This is a genomic window from Dietzia sp. PP-33 (genome assembly GCF_033790845.1).
Lineage (GTDB): Bacteria > Actinomycetota > Actinomycetes > Mycobacteriales > Mycobacteriaceae > Dietzia.
Map to the genome: position 1 here is coordinate 43,454 of NZ_JAMYEI010000001.1, position 23,234 is coordinate 66,687.

General features: G+C 70.3%; 21 protein-coding genes. 6 read left to right on the forward strand and 15 right to left on the reverse strand.

All coding sequences use genetic code 11. The features are described 5' to 3' along the window. Positions 1-6 precede the first annotated feature (6 nt). Positions 7-333 carry a YchJ family protein gene (locus tag NJE57_RS00230; protein ID WP_319026372.1) on the forward strand — a complete coding sequence of 109 codons (327 nt, stop codon included), beginning with the start codon at positions 7-9 and terminating at the stop codon, positions 331-333. Between the two features lie 24 nt (positions 334-357). Here the strand turns inward: NJE57_RS00230 and NJE57_RS00235 are convergent, their stop codons facing one another. The 7 genes from NJE57_RS00235 to NJE57_RS00265 all read right to left on the reverse strand — a co-directional run bounded on the left by NJE57_RS00235 (position 358) and on the right by NJE57_RS00265 (position 7,524). Beyond that, positions 358-900, reverse strand: a complete 543-nt coding sequence (locus NJE57_RS00235) for a hypothetical protein (RefSeq protein WP_319026373.1) — start codon at positions 898-900, stop codon at positions 358-360. 57 nt (positions 901-957) lie between these two features. Then, positions 958-1,893 (reverse strand): TY-Chap domain-containing protein, encoded by a 936-nt coding sequence (locus NJE57_RS00240; protein ID WP_319026374.1) that lies wholly within the window; start codon positions 1,891-1,893, stop codon positions 958-960. A 63-nt stretch (positions 1,894-1,956) separates the two neighbouring features. Continuing rightward, a complete protein-coding gene (locus tag NJE57_RS00245) occupies positions 1,957-2,775 on the reverse strand; it encodes an NUDIX hydrolase (protein ID WP_319026375.1) in 819 nt (272 codons plus the stop codon). Between the two features lie 59 nt (positions 2,776-2,834). Then, on the reverse strand, positions 2,835-3,461 hold the full coding sequence (locus NJE57_RS00250) for a TetR/AcrR family transcriptional regulator (RefSeq protein ID WP_319026376.1): 627 nt from the start codon (positions 3,459-3,461) through the stop codon (positions 2,835-2,837). Continuing rightward, positions 3,458-3,916: a DUF3817 domain-containing protein gene (locus NJE57_RS00255; protein ID WP_319026377.1), complete on the reverse strand. Its 459-nt coding sequence runs from the start codon at positions 3,914-3,916 to the stop codon at positions 3,458-3,460. The genes NJE57_RS00250 and NJE57_RS00255 overlap by 4 nt, the downstream gene beginning before the upstream one ends. An 84-nt stretch (positions 3,917-4,000) precedes the next feature. Next, positions 4,001-6,547: a DEAD/DEAH box helicase gene (locus NJE57_RS00260; RefSeq protein WP_319026378.1), complete on the reverse strand. Its 2,547-nt coding sequence runs from the start codon at positions 6,545-6,547 to the stop codon at positions 4,001-4,003. A gap of 41 nt (positions 6,548-6,588) precedes the next feature. Further along, on the reverse strand, positions 6,589-7,524 hold the full coding sequence (locus NJE57_RS00265) for a PAC2 family protein (RefSeq protein ID WP_319026379.1): 936 nt from the start codon (positions 7,522-7,524) through the stop codon (positions 6,589-6,591). Positions 7,525-7,794: 270 nt separating this feature from the next. Here NJE57_RS00265 and NJE57_RS00270 point away from each other — a divergent pair, with 270 nt between their 5' ends. Next, positions 7,795-8,967, forward strand: coding sequence for a DUF4192 domain-containing protein (locus NJE57_RS00270; RefSeq protein WP_319026380.1), 1,173 nt, complete (start codon positions 7,795-7,797; stop codon positions 8,965-8,967). Positions 8,968-8,986: 19 nt separating this feature from the next. Here NJE57_RS00270 and galE read toward each other — a convergent pair whose 3' ends face one another. Together galE and NJE57_RS00280 are read right to left on the reverse strand one after the other, a co-directional pair. Further along, positions 8,987-9,967 (reverse strand): UDP-glucose 4-epimerase GalE, encoded by a 981-nt coding sequence (gene galE, locus NJE57_RS00275; RefSeq protein WP_319026381.1) that lies wholly within the window; start codon positions 9,965-9,967, stop codon positions 8,987-8,989. Beyond that, positions 9,964-10,653: a metal-dependent transcriptional regulator gene (locus tag NJE57_RS00280; RefSeq protein ID WP_319026382.1), complete on the reverse strand. Its 690-nt coding sequence runs from the start codon at positions 10,651-10,653 to the stop codon at positions 9,964-9,966. Before NJE57_RS00280 ends, galE begins: the two co-directional genes overlap by 4 nt. A gap of 228 nt (positions 10,654-10,881) precedes the next feature. On the opposite strand from NJE57_RS00280, the gene NJE57_RS00285 reads away from it, so the two are divergent. Together NJE57_RS00285 and NJE57_RS00290 are read left to right on the forward strand one after the other, a co-directional pair. Beyond that, on the forward strand, positions 10,882-12,114 hold the full coding sequence (locus NJE57_RS00285) for an acetoin utilization protein AcuC (RefSeq protein WP_319026383.1): 1,233 nt from the start codon (positions 10,882-10,884) through the stop codon (positions 12,112-12,114). 61 nt (positions 12,115-12,175) lie between these two features. Further along, positions 12,176-14,902 (forward strand): GNAT family N-acetyltransferase, encoded by a 2,727-nt coding sequence (locus tag NJE57_RS00290; RefSeq protein ID WP_319027024.1) that lies wholly within the window; start codon positions 12,176-12,178, stop codon positions 14,900-14,902. Positions 14,903-15,000: 98 nt separating this feature from the next. Here the strand turns inward: NJE57_RS00290 and NJE57_RS00295 are convergent, their stop codons facing one another. The 4 genes from NJE57_RS00295 to NJE57_RS00310 form a co-directional block, all read right to left on the reverse strand. Then, positions 15,001-15,969 carry a sigma-70 family RNA polymerase sigma factor gene (locus NJE57_RS00295; RefSeq protein WP_319026384.1) on the reverse strand — a complete coding sequence of 323 codons (969 nt, stop codon included), beginning with the start codon at positions 15,967-15,969 and terminating at the stop codon, positions 15,001-15,003. A 146-nt stretch (positions 15,970-16,115) separates the two neighbouring features. After that, on the reverse strand, positions 16,116-16,553 hold the full coding sequence (dtd, locus tag NJE57_RS00300) for a D-aminoacyl-tRNA deacylase (RefSeq protein WP_319026385.1): 438 nt from the start codon (positions 16,551-16,553) through the stop codon (positions 16,116-16,118). 10 nt (positions 16,554-16,563) lie between these two features. Further along, the gene (locus NJE57_RS00305) at positions 16,564-18,192 is read right to left on the reverse strand and encodes a methyltransferase (RefSeq protein ID WP_319026386.1); all 1,629 of its coding nucleotides are present in this window, start codon (positions 18,190-18,192) and stop codon (positions 16,564-16,566) included. After that, positions 18,189-18,584 carry a DUF3099 domain-containing protein gene (locus NJE57_RS00310; protein ID WP_319026387.1) on the reverse strand — a complete coding sequence of 132 codons (396 nt, stop codon included), beginning with the start codon at positions 18,582-18,584 and terminating at the stop codon, positions 18,189-18,191. The genes NJE57_RS00305 and NJE57_RS00310 overlap by 4 nt, the downstream gene beginning before the upstream one ends. Before the next feature lie 57 nt (positions 18,585-18,641). Here NJE57_RS00310 and NJE57_RS00315 point away from each other — a divergent pair, with 57 nt between their 5' ends. Further along, a complete protein-coding gene (locus NJE57_RS00315; protein WP_017837712.1) occupies positions 18,642-18,887 on the forward strand; it encodes a DUF3039 domain-containing protein in 246 nt (81 codons plus the stop codon). Then, a complete protein-coding gene (locus tag NJE57_RS00320) occupies positions 18,877-20,724 on the forward strand; it encodes a DEAD/DEAH box helicase (protein ID WP_413464345.1) in 1,848 nt (615 codons plus the stop codon). Before NJE57_RS00315 ends, NJE57_RS00320 begins: the two co-directional genes overlap by 11 nt. An 88-nt stretch (positions 20,725-20,812) precedes the next feature. On the opposite strand, the gene NJE57_RS00325 is transcribed toward NJE57_RS00320, so the two are convergent. Then, on the reverse strand, positions 20,813-22,186 hold the full coding sequence (locus tag NJE57_RS00325; RefSeq protein WP_319026388.1) for an RNA polymerase sigma factor: 1,374 nt from the start codon (positions 22,184-22,186) through the stop codon (positions 20,813-20,815). Positions 22,187-22,367: 181 nt separating this feature from the next. Then, entirely contained in the window at positions 22,368-23,213 is an 846-nt protein-coding gene (gene ppgK, locus NJE57_RS00330) for a polyphosphate--glucose phosphotransferase (protein ID WP_319027026.1), read from the reverse strand. Positions 23,214-23,234 lie beyond the last annotated feature (21 nt).

A 23,234-nucleotide genomic window follows, 5' to 3' on the forward strand; every position in this document is an offset into this window, starting at 1 on the left:
CCGGTGGTGGAGGACGGAGTCCCGGCCGAGACCGCCGAGCACCTCATGAGGTCGCGGTACACCGCCTTCGTACTCGGTCGGGGGGACCACCTCTGGCGGACGTGGCACCCGCGGACCAGGCCCGCCCGCGTGGACGTCGGCGACGTGGAGTGGACAGGCCTGACAGTCCTGGACGTGGTGGCCGGCGGGGTGGACGATCAGACCGGGATCGTGGAGTTCGAGGCCCGCTTCATCGGGGCCGAGGGGCCGTCGGTCATGCGGGAACGGTCGGTGTTCGAGCGCAGGGGCGGCCGCTGGACCTATCTCGAGGGTCGGGATCCGGCGGAGGTCTAGAAGAGCAGGCCTGGGAGAGCAGGTCTAGGAGAGCGTCGGATCGGCCGGTTGGCGGGTCACGGTGATCGAGCCGATCGTCCCCGGTGCCACCAGGTCGACCCGGCCGATGCGCTGACCCCGGGGCATCGTCCACGCGACCATGCCCCGGATCTCCTCACCGGGGTAATCCAGTACCGAAGGAACCAGCGGATCCTCGACGATCCCGGCTGGGTTCCCGATCTGCTCGAACGGTCGCCCCGACGGGTCGAATGCAGAGATGTCCCCGGGGCCGAGCGCCGGCCGACCGGACGCCTGCACCGCGCGGACGTCGACGGCCACCACCGCATCCGAGTACGTGGTCGAGGGCACGATCCGCAGGTTGGACAGGGTCACCGTGGCGACCCAGTCCTCGCCGGCCACGGGGAACGGTCGATCGAACTGCTGCGACGACGGCAGGGGCCCGGACGGTTGGGCCGTCGGGACGGGGACGCCCGTGGTGTCGTCGCCGGAGAACAGTGACGCCGGTGAGCAGGCGGGTGCGGACGCGGTGGCGGCCACGATCACGGCAGCGAGGGCGGCGCGACGCATGTAGGCGCTCCTGGGACGAGGCATCGTGCCGGGCTCGTCCCGGCACGGTCGTAGATCTTACTGCTCACCCGCTCCTGGGTCATCGGCGGCGCGCAGGTCGCGCCAGCGCCTGCCCGCGACCCGCCGCGCGAGATCCGAGTAGACGTCGTCGAGCTCGGCCGAGATCTCGGCCAGCTGGATCTTGAAGTTGACCGGGACGAACACCCGGTCCACGAGTTCGGCCTCGGCGGAGATCGTCGTACCGTCGAAGACGTACCGGCACCACAGGGAGTCCCGGTTGAGGATCGCCACCTCGGTCTCCGCGGCCGCGACGTCCTCGACGGAGGAGACCAGTGGGCTCCGGAACACGACGAGGGGGAGTGACCGGTGTGCGCGGACGAAGAGCAGGACGCATCCGGCGGGAACGGTGAACACGTCGTGCTCGTCGGGCGTGATGCGCCGGGCGTAGACCTCCGAGAGTGCGGAGGACAGGGCCAGGGTCGCCTGGTCCGGGCTCGTGATGGGCTGCGAACGGAAGTCGGCGTCGGCGGGGACGGGGTCGCCGGACCCTGCGCCGGCCTCCTCGCCGGGATCGGCCACGTCGTGCAGGAAGACCGGATGGGGGATCCCGAACACCCGCTCCATCGTTCCCGCGACCAGGTGAGCGGCCTCCGAGGACCGGTCGGTGGGCAGGGTGACGCTGGCACCGGGGGCCCCCGCCGCGGGGACCCGCAGGCGCCAGCCCAGTGCGACGAGTTGCTCGAGTTGGGCTGACCCCAGGGGTGCCGGGGAGTCTTCGGATCCGCCGCCGGACACCTCGGCGTGGATGCGGTCGGCCTCGACGGCCGTGAACCGAACGTACGGGGTTCGGGTGGACGGGGCGCCGAGGACGGGTACGGCCAGATCGAACGTCGCCCCCGGGACCAGGTCACGCAGGAGCTCGGCCAGGCGTGCCGCGAAGCGGTCCCACCCGGCTGCGATCGACGCGTCCACGTCGAATTCGAACTCCGGCATGCAAGGCAGTCAACCACCGACCAGCCGAGCCCGTGAGGAGTTCGAGATGTACGACCGGGTCGATCAGCTCTCCGCCGACGCGTGCCCGGCCTGATAGTCGGACCAGTACTCATCGGAGCCGTCGAAACCCACCCGCACCCCGCCCCGGTGCTCGATGATCTCCGGCTCGACGGGGGAGATCTCGCGCTCGGCCGCCAGAGCGGAGCCGACGTCGGAGAACTGCGCCAGGACCCGGAGTTGGGTCCACGTCGGGGGCAGGAGCATCGACCGCCCCGACCGGAAGTCGTCGAGGAGATCGACGGGGCGTGCCCACATGGTCAGATCCACCTCGGTCGTGAGGTCGTCGGGTTCCTGTCCCTCGGGGAGCGCGGCCAGGAAGAAGCGGGTGTCATACCTGCGCGGTTCCACGGAGGGGGTGATCCAGTGGTCGTAGGGGCGGAGACGGCCCGCCGCGAGCGAGAGCCCCTCCTCGGAGAGGAACCGACCGAAGGTCAGCCGATGCCGCTCGAGGTCCTCGCGACTCGAATGGTATCGACCGGCGGCGGCGACGGGAGAGCCGTCGAGGTGGTCGGCCAGGAGGACCCCGCACTCCTCGAAGGTCTCTCTCGCGGCCGCGCAGACCAGCCGCCGGGCACGGGGTACGTCGCACGCGAACTTCCCGGCCCACCACTCGGGGGCGGGGCCGGTCCAGGCGAGGTCCGGATCGTCGTCGGAGGCGTCGACCCCGCCGCCGGGGAACACCGTCATACCCCCGGCGAACGCCATCCCCCGGACGCGGCGGGCGACGAACACCTCCGGCCCCCGGTCGGCGTCACGGATCACCATGACGGTGGAGGCGTCCTTGATCGGGCGGGCGTCGGGAGCGTGGCCGTCGGTCGTCATGATGTTCAGTTTCACCCGGGCCGGTGGTGGGCGCGTCAGTGGGGTGGTGGAACCGGCCCTCAGCCGGCACCGTCCGTGGTCGCGAGACCGGGCAGCGCACCGTAGAGGACGCGAGCGACGTGTTCCCGGAGATCAGCTCGGTGGTCGCCGCCGCGGGACCGTTCGACACCCGAACGCACGATGCTCATGTAGAGGACGTCGAAGACCGTCTGCGCGGGGCTGTCGAGGTCCGTCGCACCGGCAGGCCGTCCCGAATGCCGGGCGAGGATGACGCCGATGATCCCGCGGAGCTCACCGAGGATGCGTTGCGCCTCCGCCCTGTGTGGGCCCGGTTCCCCGAACAGTGTCTCGCGGTGGTAGGCCGCGATGTTCTCCGGTTGTCTCTCCAACGCGGAGAACAGAGGGTCGCACAGGGTGACGAGATCGGTGACCGGGTCCCCGGAATCCGGAACGGTGTCGACCATGGCCCGGAACTCCTCGTTGGCGACCATGCACAGCAGCTCGCCCTTCGACCGGGCGTAGCGGAACAGCGTCCCCGTGCCGACCTCCGCCAGGTCGGCCACCTCCTGCGTGGTGACCGATGAATACCCTTCCCGGGAGAACAGATCACGGGCGGCGGCCAGGATCCGACGCTGCTTGTCCGCCTTGTTCAGCTCGCGGCGCCCCGGTTCCCGGTCGAGTGTCACGAGAACCACTCGGTGGGCTTGCCCGCCACCAGGAGCAGTGAGAACACCGCCGCCACCACGATGAGGGTCACGATGAGCGCGACGACCGGGGACCGTAGTGCGAAGGCCAGGACGCGCTCGGGGAAGGAGTGGGGCTGCTCGCCACCCGGACCGAGCCGCCACCGCCGGTCGAGGAGCCCGCGGCGGTCGACGGAGCGCTCGAACGGGACCGTGGCATAGGGGATCACCGCGGACGCCAGGCCCAGGACGCCGATCCCCGGCGACCACCGCTTGTCCGTCCACACCGCCACCGTTGCCGCGCCGTAGCACAGGAACACGAAACCGTGGATGCTGCCACCGACGGTGGTGGCCCAGTCGTACCCGAACGCGTACTTGCCGACCATGCCCAGGATCAACAGGGTCCAGGTGACCACCTCCGCGAATGCGAGCCTCAGGTACAGGGTGCGGGGGGTCACGGGTGTCCTCCAGGGGTCGGGTCGATGTTCGTCGGTCATCGTACGGACCCCGGATCGCCGGTCCGGTTCAGCCTCCCGGTGAGGTCACCCGACGAGGGCGAGGGAGGCGAAACGGACCTCTCCCGCCTCGTCGCTGGCGCCCAGATCCACCACGCCCTCGACAGCCCACCCGTGGTCCGAATCCGGATCGTCCAGGACCTGCCGGACCCGCCACGTCCCCGATTCCACCCCGTCACCCGATTCGGTGATCGTGAAGAGCGCCGGCCCACGTGCGGCCGGGCCTGTCCCGATCGCGTCGTACTCGTCCCAGTACGCGTCGATCTCCGTGTCCCAGTCTGGGTGGTCGGGGACGTCGGCGTCGAGTTCCCCGAGGCGAGCGATGTCATCCCTGGACAGCAGTTCCACCCGACGGAACATCGCGTTGCGCACCATCACCCGGAACGCCCGCCGGTTGGCGGTGACGGGCCGTGTGGTGCCGGCCGACTGACCGAAGGCGAGTTCGGCAACCTGGTCCGGGGAGACGTCCGGGTCGGTGAGCAGCTCCCACTCGTCCAACAGGCTCGAGTCGACCTGGCGGACGAGCTCCCCGAGCCACTCGACCAGGTCGTCGAACTCCTCCGTCCGCAGGTCGGCCGGGACCGTTTGCCGCAGTGCGCGGTAGGCGTCGGTCAGATAGCGCAGCACGGACCCCTCGGACCTGCTGAGCCCGTACGCCGAGACCAGATCGGAGAAGGTCATACCCCGCTCGACCATCTCCCGGATGACCGACTTCGGGGAGGGCTCGATCCCGGTGACCCACGGGTGCCCGGCGCGGTAGGCGTCGTAGGCGTCGGCGATGAGGTCCGCGAGGGGTGTGGGCCACGAGATCTCCTCGACGAGCTCCATCCGTTCGGAGTACTCCACGCCGTCGGCTTTGAGAGCCCCGATCGCCTCACCCCGGGCCGCGCGTTGCTGCGCGTACAGGATCGGGCGGGGATCGTCGAGAACGGATTCGATCACCGAGACCAGGTCCAGGGCCGGGGTGGGGGAGTCGGGGTCCAGGACCTCCATCGCCGCGATCGCGAACGGGGCGAGGGGCTGGTTCAGCGCGAAATCCCGCTGCAGGTCGACCGTCAGTCGGACGTGCCGCCCGTCGTCGTCGGGTTCGGTCATCCTCTCGACGATGCCCGCCGTCTCGAGACCGCGGAAGAGCTCTATCGAGCGCAGCACGTGCTGGCGGGTGCGGGCCCGGGTCTCGTGCGAGGACAGCAGCAGGTGTCGCATGTGGGCGTAGCAACTCCCGGGGCGCGAGATCATGTTGAGCAGCATCGCGTTGCTCACCTCGAAGCGACTGGTCAGTTGCTCGGGTTGCGCGCCGACGAGCTTGTCGAACGTCGACCGGGACCAGTTGACGAACCCCTCCGGCGGCTTCTTCTTGGCCACCTTGCCCTTCTTCTTGGGGTTGGCGGCCACCTTGGCCGCGGCCTTGGAGTTCTCCACCTCGTGCTCGGGGGCGAGCACCACGACCAGGCCCTCGGTGTCGAATCCGGCGCGCCCCGCCCGGCCGGCGATCTGGTGGAACTCCCGTGCCTTGAGAACGCGCTGGCGGCGCCCGTCGAACTTGGTCAGTCCCGTGAACAACACCGTCCGGATGGGCACGTTGATGCCGACCCCGAGGGTGTCGGTTCCGCAGATGACGGTGAGCAGGCCGTCCTGGGCGAGCCGCTCGACGAGCCGACGGTACTTGGGGAGCATGCCGGCGTGGTGGACCCCGATGCCATGCATCAGCAACTTGCGCAGGCTGCGCCCGAAGGCGGTCGTGAACCGGAAGCCGCCGATCTCGTCGGCTATCGCCGCCTTGCGGTCCTTGCCGGACACCGCCAGCGAGGTCAGGGCCTGCGCCTGTTCGAGAGCCGAGGCCTGGGTGAAGTGGACGATGTAGACGGGGGCCTTGTCGTCGCGGAGCAGGAGTTCGACCGTCTCGTGGATGCCACTGACCACGTAGTCGTACGTCAGGGGGACCGGCCGATCAGTGCCCCCCACGAGGGCGCACGGGCGACCGGTGCGTTCGCGCAGATCCTCGAGCAGCCAGTCCACGTCGCCGAGCGTGGCCGACATCAGCAGGAACTGGGTGTCGGGCAACTCGATGAGCGGGACCTGCCACGCCCAACCGCGGTCCGGCTCGGAGTAGTAGTGGAACTCGTCCATCACCACCTGGCCGATATCCGCGTCGGCTCCCTCCCGGAGGGCGATGTTGGCCACGATCTCGGCGGTGGCACAGATGATCGGTGCGTCGGCGTTGACCGCCGCGTCGCCGGTGAGCATCCCCACGTTCTCCGCACCGAACACCGTGCACAGGGCGAAGAACTTCTCGCTGACGAGCGCCTTGATCGGCGCCGTGTAGTAGCTGCGGACGCCCCGGGCCATCGCGGAGAAGTGCGCGCCCAACGCGACGAGGGACTTGCCCGAACCCGTCGGGGTGGCCAGGACGACGTGGCTGCCCGCCGCCACCTCGAGAACCGCCTCCTCCTGCGCCGGGTAGAGCGTCAGACCCTGGTCGGCCGTCCACGCCACGAACGCGTCGAAGACAGCGTCGTCGAGTAGATCGGAGGGGACGTCATCGAGGTCGGCGAGCAGTTCGGGCAGATGCACCTGACCGAGCCTAGCCGCCCGGCCGGGCGGGCCCGGCGGTGCTAGTGGGCGTCCGACTCGTCCTCGCCGGTCTGCTCGGCGAGGAAGCGCTCGAACTCGGCGCCGATCTCGTCACCGGACGGCAGGGGTGTGCCACCGGGATTGAGCGAATCGGAACCGTGGCGGGTCTCCATGAACTCGTCGTACTGCTTCTCCATCAACTCCACGGCGTTCCGGATCTCCGGGTTGTCGGCGATCTGCGCGGTGACCTGGTCGGTGAAGTCCCGGGCCGCCGTCTCGAGCTCGCCGGTCGGCAACTCGAGTTCGGAGATCTGGGCGATGTTGCCCACCAGGTTGAGGACCGCTGCGGGGTACGTGGTCTGCGACAGGTACTGCGGGACGTGGACGGTGAAGCCCGCGGAGGGGATCCCGTGCTCGGCCATCCGCAGCTCCAGCAGTGCACTGACGTTCCCGGGCACGGAGAACTCGCCGGGCCAGGCGGTGAAGCCACGGATGAGCTCGACGTCACTCGCGTGGGCGCTCGCCTGGGTGGCCCGGGTGTGGGGCACGCCCAGCGGGATGGCACCGAGGCCGATGGACATCCGGGCCCCGAACGAACCGGCGAGGTCGATCACGGACTCGGTGAACCCGTCCCACCGCAGGTCCGGCTCTAGCCCGGAGAGCAGGAGGAACGACGTCCCGTCGGAGTCCTTGACCGCGTGCATCTGGATAGTCGGCTCCGAGTAGCCGGCGAAGTGGTCGAAGGAGTAGCGCAACTGCGGCCGTCGTGAGCGGTAGTCCACGAACTCGTCCACGTCGAACTCCACGATGAGCTGGGAGTCCAGGTGTTCCTTGAGATGTTCTGTGACGCCCTGGATCGCCTGGCCGGCATCGGAGAAGCCCTCCAGCGCATGAACGAGGACCGGCCCCTCACCGGACTCGGAACGCAGATCGGGGACGGGCTCGATCAGTCGGTACAGATCGCTGTGCCTGGCCATGTCGACTCCTCTCGTCGCAATACCCCGCGTCCGACGGTCGGGATCGAGTTGATCGTCCGCCCGGGACGGGGTTTCTTCTCATTGCCAACGACAGCGGCCCGCTGATGATTCCCCACGGCCCCACGCCGCTCCACAGAGGACCGTCCGGACCGTCGTTCCCGGGCGTTCGGCGGCCGGGGTGTGTCCGAAGGTTGGTCAGGTGCACCGGCACCCGCGGACCGCTGCCGCGACGAGGGGGCGGCCGCGTGACGACGGGACAGGCGGATGGCGATGACGGCGAACGGACGGGGCGATGGCGACCGGATGGGCGAGAGGGAGACGGTGGTGATCTCCTCTCCGGAGGAACTCATCGCCTCGATCCCGGCGATGCTGGGTTTCCCGCCGGGTCCCGGATCGGTGGTGGTGATGTGCGGACGGACCGCTGACGGTGGCCAGGGGCCGGTCGTGCGGATGGACGTGGACGGGCTGCTCGACGGGTCGGGGCTGTTCACCGACGGTGTCGTCGGGCCTGACGGGTTCGACGACCACCGGGACGACCGGGACGACCGGGACGACCGGGACGACCGGGACCCGGATGCCCGGGGCCGAGGTGGGTGGGGCCGGGTCGGTGGTCGACCGGCCACCATGATCGGGGAGGGGCCGGCTCGCGGTCTGGCCCTGTTCTGCTCACGTGAGGGGGTGTCACAGGTCCACCTGGTGGTGGTCCACGAGGACTGCGCGGACGGTTTCTCCGCCGGTCTGCGCGCGGAGGATGCCGCCGCGGCGTTCGAGTACTGGCTGGATTCGGCGGGGACGCGGGTGATCGCCGCCTACGGGGTCGGCGAGTTCGCGGAGGGCGCGCCCTGGGTCGATCTGTTCGGGATGGTCCGGGGTGTCCAGCTGGACCCGGACTGCACGGAGATCGCGGCAGTGCACGCCTACGACGGACGCGTCCGGGCCGGATCGCGGGAGGAGATCGACCAGCTCTACCGGGCCAGGGACCCCGAGGCCTGTGAGGTCGACCCGCACGGAAAGCGGCCGGTCCGGCTCGAGGGGTCCTGCGCGGTGGAACGGGCGGTGGCTACCCACGACGACGCCGCCGGGCGACTGGAGGCGGGAGAGGGGATCGACGACGACGAGCTGGCCGAGATCGGTCGGTCCCTGCTGGACGTCGCGGTGCGGGACGAGGTCTACCGACGTCTCGCACTACAGGGGCTGTGCAGCGCGGACGGTCGCCGCCTGCTGTGGTGGTCGCTGGCGCGTCGCAGACCCGGACGCGAACGCTCCGTGGCGCTCGTGTTGTTGGGAGCCGCCGCGTACTTCGCCGGCGGCGGGGTCCATGCCCGGTCGGCCCTCGAGGCGGCCCTGACAGCGGACCCCGCCAACTCGCTCGCGCGGCTCCTGCTCCACGGACTCGAACACGGTCTCGCACCCGAACGGCTCCGTCGGGTCGCCGCCGCCTGACGTCGACACTCCCGCTCGACTACCGCGGGGCGGAATGCGCCCGATCGCCGAGTGCCGAGGTGAACGCCCATGCGTCCTCCACGATCGTCCGCAGATCGGTGCGGGTGGGGGCCCATCCCAGGTCGGTGACGGCCTTCTCGCTGGAGGCGACGAGGACCGCGGGATCGCCGGCCCGGCGCGGGGCAACCACCTCCGGGATGGGGTGACCGGTGACCTCGCGGCACACGTCGATGACCTCGCGGACCGAGAAGCCCTCGCCACTGCCCAGGTTGAGTACGCGGTGGACGCCCGGGGCGTTGGATTCCAGGGCCAGCAGGTGGGCGTCGGCGAGGTCGGCCACGTGGATGTAGTCGCGGACACACGTCCCGTCCGGGGTGGGCCAGTCGTCACCGAAGACCTTGATGTCCGCGCGGTGCCCCAGGGCCACCTGGAGTACCAGCGGGATGAGGTGCGTCTCGACCACTCGGTTCTCACCCGCGTCGCCGTGCGCGCCGGCCACGTTGAAGTAGCGCAGGCTGGTCGCGGCGAGCCCGTGGGCGGCCGCGTACGAGCTGATGGCGTGGTCGATCGCGAGCTTGGTGGCGCCGTAGGTGTTGGTGGGCCGTGTGGGCATGTCCTCGGTGATCGGGACCTCATCCGGCTCACCGTAGGTCGCCGCGGTGGAGGAGAAGACGAGGTTGGTCACGTCGGCGGCGAGCATCGCGTCGAGCAGGGCCAGCGAGGTGACGACGTTGCCCTGCCAGTACTCGCCGGGTTTGTCGACGGATTCGCCCACGAGGGAGCGCGCGGCGAAGTGCAGGACGCCGTCGAAGGACGGGTCCAGGACGTCTGCGGCAAGGGCGGCGACGTCCCCCTCCACGAACGCCGCTCCGGTGGGAACACCGGCCCGGTTCCCGGTGGAGAGATCGTCCAGCACGACCACCTCGTGTCCACGCTCGACCAGGACCGTCGCGCAGACCCCCCCGACGTACCCCGCCCCGCCGGTGACGAGCAGCTTCACCGGAGGATCTCGACCTGGATCGCGTGTGCGTGGTCACCGTCGAGCTCCACCGTGTGCCCGTCGCCGGAGTCGAGTTCGACGAGGTGGCCCCGGCGGGTCGCGGTGACGGTCTTGAGCGGTTCCACCCCGGCGGCGCGGAGTTCGGAGATGAGCTCGGTGTCGATCTGGACGTTCTCGCCGATCGCCCGGATCCGGACACTGTGCGGGGTGTCGGTGTCGAGCGCCGACAGACGGGTGAAGGTGGTCTCGTCGGCGGCCGCGGACGTGTAGCCGATCCGGTCGAGACCGGGGATGGGATTGCCGTACGGCGACGTCCTGGGATCGTCGAGGACCTCGATGAGCCGACGCTCCACGTCGTCACTCATCACGTGCTCCCAGCGGCACGCCTCGGCGTGCACCTTCTCCAGCTCCAGACCGATGACGTCGACGAGTAGTCGCTCGGCCAGCCGGTGCTTGCGCATCACGTCCACGGCCAGTTCGCGGCCCGTGGGGGTGAGCTGCAGATGCCGGTCGGGCGCGACGTGCACGAGTCCGTCCCGCTCCATCCGGGCGACGGTCTGGCTCACGGTCGGGCCACTCTGCTCGAGTCGCTCCGCGATCCTGGCCCGCAGCGGGATCACGCCCTCCTCCTCGAGCTCATAGATGGTGCGGAGGTACATCTCGGTGGTGTCCACCAGGTCTTTCACGCTGACTCCTCCACGTCGGATCGTCGCAGGTAATCGCTCCCGGTGGATGACGGTGCCAGCCGGGTTCCCGGTCGAGACTACCGTCGGGCATCGAACCGGGGTGGGGAGCGCGCAATCGCCGGGCCGGGCCCGGCCCCGCCGCGTAGATTCGTGGGACGCACCTCACCGGGACAGCACCGGGTGTGGAGAGCCGGGAGGACCCCCGGCGCGACGGGAGGACGTGGGGAAATGGCCGGTATCCGGGACGGCGTCGACGCGGCGGTCGTGTGGAGTCCGTCGCTGATGGACTACCGGCACTCCGCCGATCATCCGATGAGTCCGCGCAGACTCGACCTGACCATGTCCCTGGCCACCGAGCTGGGCGTCGTCCGGGGCGTGGAGATGATGGACCCCGGATCCGCGACCGACGAGGAACTGCTCCGCGTCCACACCTCCCGCTACATCGACGCCGTCAAGGCGGCCGGGGACCTGCCACCGGGGGAGCACGTCGGGATGAGCCACGGGCTCGGCACGGCGGACAACCCGACGTTCCCCGGGATGCACGAGGCGAGCGCCGCGGTGGCGGGCGGGACCCTGGCGGCGGCCCGGGCGATCGCGAGCGGGGCCGCGACCCGCGCGGTGTCCGTGGCAGGGGGGATGCACCACGCCATGCCCGCCGCGGCTGCCGGGTTCTGTGTGTACAACGACGCGGCGGTGGCCATCAGCTGGTTGCTCGACAACGGGTACGACCGCATCGCCTACGTCGACATCGACGTCCACCACGGTGACGGTGTCCAGACCGCGTTCTACGAGGATCCGCGGGTCCTGACCATGTCGCTGCACCAGCACCCCGCGACGCTCTGGCCGTCCACGGGGTGGGCCTCGGAGACCGGTGTGGGCCGGGCCGAGGGGACCGCGGTCAATCTGGCCTTCCTGCCGGCGGTCACCGACGAACTCTGGCTGCGCGGTTTCCACGCCGTGGTGCCCGGGGCGCTGCGCGCGTTCGAGCCGCAGATCATCGTCATGCAGGCGGGCTGCGACTCCCACCGTGAGGACCCGTTGGCAGACCTGTCCCTCACCGTCGACGGGCACCGCAGGTCCTATCTCGAGGTGATCGCGCTGGCGGACGAACTCTGCGAGGGGCGCATCATCGCCATCGGAGGTGGGGGATATGAGCTGGTCCGTGTGGTCCCGCGTTCATGGACCCACCTCATCGCGGCGGTCCTCGGGGTCCCGGTCGATCCGGCGACCCCGGTGCCGGAAGAGTGGAAGGCGATGGCCACCCGGTTCACCGTCCCGGACCGGGTCCCCCAGACGATGAGCGACGGCAGCGAAGCCGGATACACGCCGTGGGAGCCCGCCGGCGCGGATCGGGGAGCAGAGATGGACAGGACACTGGCACGACTGGACCAGTCGATCCTCGACACCCGCCGCTCCGTCTACCCACTTCTCGGGCTCGATCCGGACGATCCCCGTGACTGACCACGCCGTCCGCGCGTAGCGGGCACCCACCACCTCGACTGTTGTCACTTGGAGGACCATGATGGCCAACCCCGGCGACGGAACGACCGACGGCGACCCCCCCGGCGTCGACCCGCCCGAGCACGCCTCCACCGACACGGCGGTGGACGACTATCCGGAGGGCTACCCGCACGAATGGGCGGCCGACGTGCTGGGTTCCGACGGCCGTGCCGTACGGATCCGGCCGGTCCTGCCCAACGACTCCGACAAGATCTCGCGCTTCCACTCCAGCCTGTCGGAGCGGACCCGCTACCTGCGCTATTTCGGTTCCCACGACATCCTGTCGGCCAAGGAACTGCAGCGGATGACCAACGTCGACTATCGCGACCGGATGGCGTTCGTCGCCGAACTGGGCGCGGAGATCATCGGGATGGCCATCTACGAACGCCTGCCCGACTCCACGTTCGCCGAGGTGGCCTTCACGATCTCGGACCAACACCAGGGCCGGGGGCTGGGGTCGATCTTCCTCGAGCACCTCGCTGGTTCGGCGGCCGAGTGCGGGATCGACCACTTCGAGGCGGAGGTGTTGTCGGAGAACCGGTCGATGATCCAGGTGTTCCGTCGGGCCGGGTACGAGATCTCGCGCTCGTTCGACGGATCGACCCTGCACCTGGAGTTCGCGATCGACCCCACCGAGGCGTTGACCAACGTCCGCAACGCCCGCGAGACGGCCGCCGAGGCCCGGAGCCTGGCCAGGGTCCTGACCCCCGGTTCGGTCGCCGTCATCGGTGCCTCGGACCAGGTCGGCAAGATCGGCCACACCGTCCTGCGCAACCTCATCGGCAACGGGTTCTCCGGCCCGGTGTACCCGGTCAACTCCGACGCCACCTCGGTGCAATCGGTGCGCGCCTACGCCAGCGTGCGCGACATCCCCGACCCGGTGGACCTCGCCGTGGTGGCGGTCCCGGCCGCGTCCATGTCCGAGGTGCTCGACGACTGCCTGTCCAAGGGGGTGTCGACCCTGGTGGTGATCTCGGCCGGTTTCTCCGACGTCGGTAGTGCGGGCGTGGTGTCCGAACGCCGACTGGTGAGCGAGGCCCGGGCCCACGGGATGCGGGTGGTGGGCCCCAACGCGCTCGGGGTGATCAACACCGCCGCCGAGGTCCAGCTCAACGCCACCCTCGCCGAGGTGGTCCCGGGACCAGGGCGGGCGGGGTTCTTCTGCCAGTCCGGTGCCCTCGGCATCACCATCCTCGCGGCCGCGGCACGCCGCGGGCTGGGGCTGTCCACCTTCGTCTCAGCGGGGAACCGGGCCGACGTCTCCGGTAACGACCTACTGCAGTACTGGGACACGGACACCGGCACGGAGGTGGTCCTGCTCTACCTGGAGAGTTTCGGAAACGCGCGCAAGTTCTCCCGGATCGCCCGCAGGGTCTCCCGCAACAAACCGGTGGTCGTGGTCCGCCGGGCTGCCGACGACCTGGAATCGGGAGTGCAGGGACTCACCGCGTCCGCCATCCGCGGTCTGTTCCGCGACTCCGGGCTCATCCAGGTGGACTCCATCACCGACATGTTCGACACCGCGACGCTCCTCGCGTACCAGCCGCTGCCGGAGGGCGGTCGGCTGGCGATCGTCGGGAACTCGACCGCCGTCGGCCGACTCGGTGGCGATTCCGCGCGACAGCAGGGATTCACCGTGGCGCATTCGGTGGACCTGGGAGCCGGTGCGTTGCCCGAGGACTTCCGGGCCGCCATCGCCGACGTCGTGGCCCGGGACGAGGTGGACTCGGTCCTCACGGTCTTCGTCCCACCCGTCGCCACCGAGCCCGACGCCTACGCCGAGGCCATCCGGGCCGCGGCGGCGGGCAGTTCCAAGCCGGTGGTGAGTACCTTCCTCGCGGGGGAGGGGTTGCCCGAGGGACTCACCGTCACCGACGAGTCCGGGGTGGCCTCGCGGGGTTCCATCCCCTCGTACCCGTATCCGGAACGTGCGGTGTCGGCGCTGGTACGCGCGCGCCGCTACGCGGAGTGGTTGGACCGGCCCGCGGAGGAACCGGCGGAATTCGACGACATCGACCGTGCCCGCGCACGAGACCTCGTCGACTCGCTGTGCCACTTTCACGCAGGGAGCGAATCGTTCGAACTCACCCAGGGACAGGTCCGGAGCCTCCTGGAGTGCTACGGGGTCGGGATCGTGGACTACCGCGTCGCGGCCGACGTCGACCAGGCCGTCATGGCAGCCGAGGAACTGGGCTATCCGGTGGCGGTCAAGGCGATGGGGGAGAAGTGGCGCACCCGCAGTGACCAGTCCGGGGTCCGGCTGGACCTGACCGACGAGGCGACGGTCCGTCACGCGTTCGACAACCTGCAGGCGACCACGGGTTCGCGGTCACTCCACGTCCAGAAGATGGCCACCAAGGGCGTCGCCGTGACCATCCGGGTGGCCGACCACCCGATCTTCGGCTCGCTGATCTCCTTCGGACTGTCCGGGATGCTCTCGGACCTCCTGGCGGACCGGGCGTTCAGTACCCTGCCGATCTCGCCGTCCGAGGCCCGTTCACTGCTCGACCGACCGCGGGCGGCGCCGATCCTCGACGGGTACGCGGGGGACACCCCGGCCGATCGCGACGCCCTGGTGGAGCTCATGGGCCGGATGTCGTGTCTGGTGGAGGACGTCCCCGAGCTCCGGCGCCTGTCCGTGGACCCCGCGCTCGCCGCTCCGGACGGGGTGTCCGTGCTGTATGCCCAGGTCCATCTGGGTCCGCCGCCGCGATTCAGTGGCGACGAGGGGCCGCGGCGGCTGCGCTAGGACGATCCGCCACCCGGCCCGTCGACACGGGAAAGTCCCGGCCCCCACGTCATGGGGGCCGGGGCTTCCTCGTGCGTCCGCCGGGCCCGGACCCGGTCTCAGCTGGCGTAGGAGCGGAGCTTGTCGGCGCGGCGCCCCTCGCGGAGTTTCGCCATGACCTCCCGCTCGATCTGACGGACGCGCTCACGCGAGAGGCCGAACCTCTTGCCGATCTGGTCGAGGGTGCGCGGCTGGCCGTCGTCGAGCCCGAACCGCAGGGTGATGACCTGCTGCTCGCGCTCCTCGAGCGTGGCCAGCACCGCCCGGACGTCGGAATGCATGACGTTGGTCACAACCGTGTTCTCGGCGCTCGTGGCCTCGGCGTCCTCGATGAAGTCACCGAGCGGCGCCTCCTCGTCCGCGCCGACCGGCATGTCCAGGCTCACCGGATCGCGCGAATGGTCGAGGAGCTCCTCGATCTTGTGCGCGGGGATCCCCGACTCCTCCGCGAGCTCGTCGAGCGAGGCCTCGCGACCGAGCTGCTGGTGCAGCTCACGCTTGATGCGCGCCAGCTTGTTGACCTGCTCCACCAGATGGACCGGGAGCCTGATGGTGCGCGACTGGTCGGCCATCCCCCGGGTGATCGCCTGACGGATCCACCACGTCGCGTAGGTGGAGAACTTGAACCCCTTGGCGTAGTCGAACTTCTCCATGGCCCTGATCAGGCCGAGGTTGCCCTCCTGGATGAGGTCCAGCAGGGGCATTCCGCGACCCGTGTAGCGCTTGGCCAGCGAGACCACCAGGCGCAGGTTGGCCTCGAGCAGGTGGGCGCGGGCGGCCTCGCCCTCCGCGACGATCGCCTTGAGGTCGGCCTTCTTGGTGGGACCCATGCGCTTCTTGGTGGCCAGGAGATGCCTGGCGTACAGGCCGGCCTCGATACGCTTGGACAGTTCGACCTCGTCCGCCGCGTTGAGCAGAGCGGTCTTGCCGATCCCGTTGAGGTAGACGCGGACGAGGTCCGCACTGGGGCTCTGGCCATCCGAATCCGCCTCCGTCCGACGGTCCGATCGGGTGGTGGCTGACGTCATGTCTCCTCCTCCTGCCTGGCCCAGGGGATCAGAGCCGGCGGTCGGTAGCTGGTGGACGGATCGGGCGCGTGTCCGGGTCACGGTCACGTACTGCTACAACGGCGGGCGTGCCGGGAATGTTCCCGGTCTCATGACGTCCGTCACGGTCAGCGGGAGCCCGCGGTCTCCACGATGACGGTGAACGGACCGTCGTTCACGGAGCTGACCTGCATCATCTTGCCGAAAGCGCCGGTGGACACCTCGAGTCCCCGCGCGCGGAGTCCGTCGACCACCGTGTCCACCACCGTCTCCGCCCGGGCTCCGGGGGCCGCGCGGGCCCAGGACGGTCGGCGTCCCTTGGCCGTGGATCCCATGAGGGTGAACTGACTCACGACGAGCACGGGCGCACCGATGTCGATCGCGCTCTTCTCGTCGCGCAGGATCCGCAGTTCCGAGATCTTGCGGACCATCGTGGTGATGTCCGCCTCGTCGTCGTCCGTCGAGACCCCGAGAAGCACCAGCAGTCCGGCCCCGGGGAGTGCCCCCACCACCTCGTCGCCCACGGTGACCGACGCCTCGGTGACGCGGGAGACCACCGCCCTCATCCGACCGCCCTCATCCGACCGCCCCGCCGTCGGCGGGCACGGCGGGCACGGCGGCGAGAACCCCGGGAGGGAGCACGTCGGGCACCCCGGCCGGGACGACGAACCCGTGGACGAGCAGATCGGCGACGGCCCTGCGGACGGGCTCCGCCAGGGTCTCGGGATCCTCACCCGCACCCGCGGCGGCGAGGACCACGAGGTCCTCCAGCGGCAGCGCGCCCGTGCGTGCCCCCCGCAGGATGGTGGCGATCAGCGGGTCGATCTCGTGGCGCCAGCGCGCGCCGGTGACCCGCTCGACGACCACCGAGCCGGCAGGTCCGGCGGACCCGGACCGGTGGTCACCCGGATCGCCTCCGGCCGGTGCCAGGGACTCGGAGACGTGGAGGTGGACGTCCGGGGAGACCGTGAACACCGTCGCGTCCAGGGCCTGCGCCTGCCCGCCGTGGCGATCCGCGGCCGCTCTCAGCCACGCGGTGCGCGCGAAGTAGGCCTCGGCCTCGTCCCCGAGCCCGCCCTCGAAGGGGTGGGTGAGGTCCTCGCACAGCACCGACGAGGCGCCGTCGATGCGCCTGAGGTAGACGTACCCGAACCCGATCCCGTCGACGCTCTCGTTCTCGAAGTGGTCGAGCCAGGCGTCCGCGGCGAGGGCGGTGGATTCCTCCCTCGGGTCCATCCCCTCGTCGGTGAGCCACGTCCACACGTAGAGCTCCGGATCGGAGGTGTCGCGGCGGAGTACCCAGGCCTCCACGCCCTCGGCGGGGATCCACGACGCCACGCGGGACCGCCAGTCCGTGTCCCGTCGCTCGACCCAGGACGCCAGGATGACCGCGGTGCCGTTCTCCGCCAGGTGCTCGGGAGCCCCGGACACGACCGTGCGGCTGGCCCCGTCCAGCGCCAGCCCCGACTCCCGGTACGAGTGGCCGGGTTCGGAGGGGCCCACCACGAACGGCGGGTTGGCGACGATCCTGTCGAACCGACGGTGGGCCACGGGATCGAACCAGGGGCCCGCGAGCAACTCCGCGTCCACCCCGTTGACGGCGAGGGTGGCGGCCGCCAGGTGCAGGCCTCGCGGTGAGATGTCGGTGCCGGTGGCCGCCCCCGCGGTCGCCAGGGCGTGCACGAGTTGGATGCCGCACCCCGTCCCGAGGTCGAGAACCGAATCCACGGGGGAGGTGGGGGTGATCCGCAGGAGGGACAGCGTGGCCTGACCGACCCCCAGGACGTGATCCGGCCCCGTGGTGGCGTGGACCATCGACCCGTCGATGTCCGCGAAGACCCACCGGTTGCCGTGACCGGTGTCCACCGGACGCAGATCGACCAGCGCGCGCAGCGTCCCCGCCGGCCCTTCCGGCCGCGCCCACAGCCCGGCGGTGATGCCGTCGGCGACGGCGACGCCGGGCAGCACCGCCGTGACATCGGACTCGGTGAGCGCATCCCCGAGGATGAACAGCCGCACCAACACCCCGGTCGGCCCCGCGGACCGGGCACGCCTGCGGACGGACGCCGCGTCGGACCGGGCGAGGGCCGCGACCGCCTCCGGACCCAGTGCGTCCTCCAGGCCGGACACCGTGTAGCCGTGTCCGCGGAACGCCTCCGCCAGGGCCGGTGCCAGTAGGGGGAGGGTCGGGACGGTCAGGGTCACGGTGCGGGATCACTCTCGTCGGGCCGGTGGGCCGGTCCGCCCGCGAGACCCGGCGGCAACACGAGGGGGGTCTCGTTGGACAGGGCCCCCGCCGTGTACCGACGGGCCTCGCCCTTGGGCAACGGCGGTCTGTCGTTGGCACTGATCACCGCGATCCAGGGGATCGGGATGGACCCCGCGACGATCGCGAGGGCGATCCACGGGTTGTTCCACAGCGCGAGGGAACCCGCCGCCAGGAGCAACGCCGGGATGCGGATGGACATCAGGAGGAAGTATCGCCTCTTCCGCGCCGAGAGCTCGTCCCGGTACGACTCCCGGGCGGCGGTGATGAGAACGGGACCGGTGGTGCCGTCCCGATCCTTGGACCGCTTACGGCGCGAGTCGGGTGCCATGGCCCCAAGGTACTCCGGCGTTGGCGCCCCGGCGCCCGGGTGCGGCATCATGGAGAGGTGAGCACCACCCGGACCAAGACACTAGAGCGCCCCGAGGTCACCACGACCGAGGAGACGCAGGACGACGCGCCCAAGTTCTTCCACTACGTGGACAAGAGCAAGATCGCCGAGAGCGCGGTCATGGGCTCCTACGTGATCGCCCTCTGCGGCGAGGTCTTCCCGGTCACCCGGTCCGCCAAGCCCGGTTCCCCCGTCTGCCCCGAGTGCAAGCGCGTCTACGAGACCCTGAAGCCTGGTGAGTGAACCCGGAGCGGTCCCGGGCACCGAGGAACAGACCGCTGACCCCACGTCCCCGGCGGCCGGGGGTGCGCCGCTGCGCGCCTGGCAGCGGACCGCGCTGCGCAAGTACCTCATGGCCCGTCCCAAGGACTTCCTCGCGGTCGCGACCCCGGGCGCCGGAAAGACGACGTTCGGTCTGCGTGTGGCCACCGAGCTCCTCGCGGACCGGACGGTCGACTCGATCACCGTGGTGGCCCCCACCGAACACCTCAAGTTCCAGTGGGCGGAGGCCGCGGCGCGGGCCGGCATCGCACTGGACCCCGAGTACTCCAACTCCTCGGGTGCGCTCGCACCGGAGTACCACGGCGTGGTCGTCACCTACGCACAGGTCGCCTCCCACCCCTTCAAACACCGCGAACGCACGGCGTCCCGCCGCACGTTGGTGATCCTCGACGAGATACACCACGGTGGTGACGCCAAGAGCTGGGGCGACGGCATCCGCGAGGCGTTCGACGACGCCGAGCGCCGGCTCTCGCTGACCGGGACGCCGTTCCGGTCCGACGACAGCCCGATCCCGTTCGTCACCTACGAACCCGACGGCCAGGGCCACCAGCGTTCCAGGGCCGACCACTCCTACGGGTACGCCGACGCGCTGGCCGACGGGGTCGTCCGGCCCGTGGTGTTCCTGGCCTATTCGGGCGAGGCGCGGTGGCGCACCAACGCCGGCGAGGAGTTCTCGGCCCGGCTCGGTGAGCCGCTCAGTGCGGACCAGAACTCCCGCGCCTGGCGGGTGGCGCTCGACCCCCACGGCGACTGGATGCCGGCGGTCCTCCAGGCGGCCCACACCCGGCTCCGCCAGATCAGGGCCGGTGGGGTACCCGATGCCGCCGGTCTGGTGATCGCCACCGATCAGGAACGTGCCCGCGAGTACGCGGCTCTGCTCACGGAGATCACCGGGCGCGCCCCCGTCGTCGTCCTCTCCGACGACCCCACCGCCTCGAGCCGGATCGGCACCTTCTCCGCCTCGACGGACGAGTGGATGGTCGCGGTCCGCATGGTCTCCGAGGGCGTGGACGTGCCGCGGCTGAGTGTGGGCGTCTACGCCACCAGCGCGTCGACCCCCCTGTACTTCGCGCAGGCCATCGGCCGCTTCGTCCGGTCGCGTAGGCCGGGGGAGACCGCATCGGTGTTCCTGCCCTCGGTTCCGGTCCTGCTGCAGCTGGCCTCGCAGATGGAGGCCCAGCGAGATCACGTCCTGGGCAAGCCGCACCGTGAGGACGGGCTCGAGGACGAGTTGCTGGCCCAGGCCAACCAGCAACAGGACGAGCCCGACGCCGACGACGAGGACAAGGGCTACATCTCCCTCGGCGCCGACGCCGAGCTCGACCAGATCGTCTACGAGGGGTCCTCGTACGGGACGGCCACGTTCTCCGGGAGCGAGGAGGAAGCCGACTACATCGGGCTTCCCGGGCTCCTCGGCGCGGACGATGTCAAGGCCCTCCTGCGCCAGCGGGAGAAGGAGCAGATCAGGAGGACCTCCGGCGAGGCGTCCTCCGCACCCGGGGCCGTGGCGGTGGTGGGCGTGGGAACGGACCCGACCATCTCCGGCACCACCCTCCCCGGGAACGCCGCCGGCCCCGGCGCACACGCGGGTGCCGCGGCCGATCGCGTGGCCTCGGCCGCCGAGCTCAAGGATCTCCGCCGTCAGCTCAACACGCTGGTATCCGTCTACTCGGGACGGCTCGGCAAGTCCCACGGGGCGATCCACACACAGCTGCGCAACTCCTGCGGTGGCCCGCCGGTCCCCATGGCCTCGGCCGACCAGATCCGGGAACGCATCTCGCTGCTGCGCAGCTGGTGAGATCGGGTGGCGGCGGCCGCCCCGGTCCGTACACGAGACCGGGCCCCGTCGATCACGACGGGGCCCGGGTGCGTTCTACAGCGGGATATCAGTCCAGGTAGTCCCGCAGCACCTGGGAACGGGAGGGGTGCCGCAGCTTGGACATGGTCTTGGACTCGATCTGGCGGATCCGCTCGCGCGTGACGCCGTACACCTGACCGATCTCGTCGAGTGTCCGCGGGAGGCCGTCGGTGAGGCCGAAGCGTAGCCGGACCACGCCGGCCTCGCGCTCGGAGAGCGTGTCGAGGACCGAGCGGAGCTGGTCCTGCAGGAGGGTGAAGCTCACCGCGTCAACGGCGACGACGGCCTCGGAGTCCTCGATGAAGTCGCCGAGCTGGGAGTCGCCCTCGTCACCGATGGTCTGATCGAGCGAGATGGGCTCCCGGGCGTACTGCTGGATCTCCAGCACCTTCTCCGGGGTGATGTCCATCTCCTTGGCCAGCTCCTCCGGGGTGGGCTCGCGGCCCAGGTCCTGGAGCAGCTCGCGCTGGATGCGACCGAGCTTGTTGATGACCTCGACCATGTGCACCGGGATACGGATGGTGCGGGCCTGGTCGGCCATCGCGCGGGTGATGGCCTGGCGGATCCACCAGGTCGCGTACGTGGAGAACTTGTAGCCCTTGGTGTAGTCGAACTTCTCGACCGCGCGGATCAGACCGAGGTTGCCCTCCTGGATGAGATCCAGGAACGCCATGCCGCGGCCGGTGTACCGCTTGGCCAGCGACACCACCAGTCTGAGATTGGCCTCCAACAGGTGGTTCTTGGCGCGGACACCGTCCCGCTCGATCCAGCGGTAGTCGCGCTTCTGCGCGGTGGTGAGTTTCTCCCCGCGCTCGATGACCTGAGCCTGGAACCAGGTGGCGTAGAGGCCGGCCTCGATGCGCTTGGCCAGCTCGACCTCCTCCTCGGCGTTGAGGAGGGCGACCTTGCCGATCTGCTTGAGGTAGGCGCGGACCGAGTCGGCCGACGCGGTGAGCTCGGCGTCCTTGCGGGCCTGCCGCAGTGCCTCCGACTCGTCCTCGTCCCAGACGAAGTCACCCGACGCCTTGTCCTTGGCGGTGGGCCCTTCCTTGGTCTCGTCGTCGGCCTCCGCGTCGTCGACGTCGTCGACCTCGACCTCCTCGAGCTCGGCGGTGTCCGGCTCGACGTCGAGGGCCTCGACGGGCGCCTCGTCGGCCGGGGCACCGTCCGTGACGGCGGGATCTCCCGGAGCGGCCGCCTTCGCCGTCTTCTTGGCGGCGGTCTTCTTGGCCGCCGTCTTCTTCGCAGCGGTCTTCTTCGCCGCCGTCTTGGCGGGAGCGGCCTTCTTCGCCGGCGTCGTGCGCGCCGCGGTCTTCTTGGCGGGGGCCTCGCCCGTGACCTCGGTGTCCGACGGATCGCCGCTCATCGCGGAATCCGAACTGGTGGTCTTCGTGGCTGCCACAAACGCCCCTTCACAACCGGTAAATCGATGGGAAACGAGGATCGATGCCGCATCGTCTGCTGACACTGGAGCCGTCCGCCTTGCGGTACCGGGCCCGTCCCCGGCCGGTAGCTGATCCCGGCCTGAGCCATTGTAACGAGGATCGCGCCCGGGGGTCGCATCAGGCGGCGATGCCGACCGGTCAATAGCTGTCCGGGGACAGCGTCGAATCCAGGTCCACCAGGCCCGCGTGCCCGGCCGCGTACAGCGCGGCACCGATGATCCCGGCGTCGCCACGGCGGACGGCGGCGCGGACCGGGGTGCGGTTCTCCAGCAGGGGGAACCACTCGTCCGCGACCTCGCTGACCCCGCCTCCCAGCACGAATGCGCGGGGCCAGAGCAGGTCCTCCAGGGAGCGGAGCACGTTGGACACGTGGGGCGCCCACTGCTCGAAGGTCAGCCCGTCCCGGCCACGGATCGCCGCGGAGGCGAGGTGTTCGGCCTCGTCGAAGCCGCGTCCGGTGATGTCCTCGACGACGAGGTGTCCGAACTCGGTGTTGGGGATGAGTCGGCCGTCGAGGAGAAGCGCCGACCCGATCCCGGTGCCGAAGGTCAGCAGGATCACCAGGCCGTCGATGCCCTCGCCGGCGCCGTAGTGGACCTCGGTGAGCCCCGCGGCGTCGGCGTCGTTGAGCAGCACCACCGGGCGTCCCGGCAGGTGCTTCCCGAACAGCTCGACCACGTCACAACCGATCCAGGAGGCGTCGATGTTGTGGGCGATCCGCGCCACCCCGTCGTGGATGACGCTCGGAAGTGCCACCCCCACCGGGCCGTCCCATCCGGAGTGGTCGACCATCTCGCGGATCACCTCGGCGATCGCGTCGGGCGTGGCCGGAGACGGGGTCTCCCGTGTCAGCCGGTCGCCGACGAGCTCTCCGCTCCCGAGGTCGACCACCCCGACCTTGATGCCGGTGCCGCCGACGTCGACACCGAACCCGGTCCGGGAGTCCGGAGCTTGGGTGCGTTCGGCAGGGGTGGGGGTGGGCATCTGGAGCTCCCGTACGACGGG

Excerpts from the sequence above, each read along its gene's own strand:
- ppgK (WP_319027026.1), bottom strand. The coding sequence starts at position 23,213 with ATGCCCACCCCCACCCCTGCCGAACGCACCCAAGCTCCGGACTCCCGG.
- NJE57_RS00265 (WP_319026379.1), bottom strand. The coding sequence starts at position 7,524 with ATGGCCAGGCACAGCGATCTGTACCGACTGATCGAGCCCGTCCCCGAT.
- NJE57_RS00240 (WP_319026374.1), bottom strand. The coding sequence starts at position 1,893 with ATGCCGGAGTTCGAATTCGACGTGGACGCGTCGATCGCAGCCGGGTGG.
- NJE57_RS00310 (WP_319026387.1), bottom strand. The coding sequence starts at position 18,584 with ATGGCACCCGACTCGCGCCGTAAGCGGTCCAAGGATCGGGACGGCACC.
- NJE57_RS00285 (WP_319026383.1), top strand. The coding sequence starts at position 10,882 with ATGGCCGGTATCCGGGACGGCGTCGACGCGGCGGTCGTGTGGAGTCCG.
- NJE57_RS00290 (WP_319027024.1), top strand. The coding sequence starts at position 12,176 with ATGGCCAACCCCGGCGACGGAACGACCGACGGCGACCCCCCCGGCGTC.
- NJE57_RS00245 (WP_319026375.1), bottom strand. The coding sequence starts at position 2,775 with ATGACGACCGACGGCCACGCTCCCGACGCCCGCCCGATCAAGGACGCC.
- dtd (WP_319026385.1), bottom strand. The coding sequence starts at position 16,553 with ATGAGGGCGGTGGTCTCCCGCGTCACCGAGGCGTCGGTCACCGTGGGC.
- NJE57_RS00235 (WP_319026373.1), bottom strand. The coding sequence starts at position 900 with ATGCGTCGCGCCGCCCTCGCTGCCGTGATCGTGGCCGCCACCGCGTCC.
- NJE57_RS00295 (WP_319026384.1), bottom strand. The coding sequence starts at position 15,969 with ATGACGTCAGCCACCACCCGATCGGACCGTCGGACGGAGGCGGATTCG.
- NJE57_RS00270 (WP_319026380.1), top strand. The coding sequence starts at position 7,795 with ATGACGGCGAACGGACGGGGCGATGGCGACCGGATGGGCGAGAGGGAG.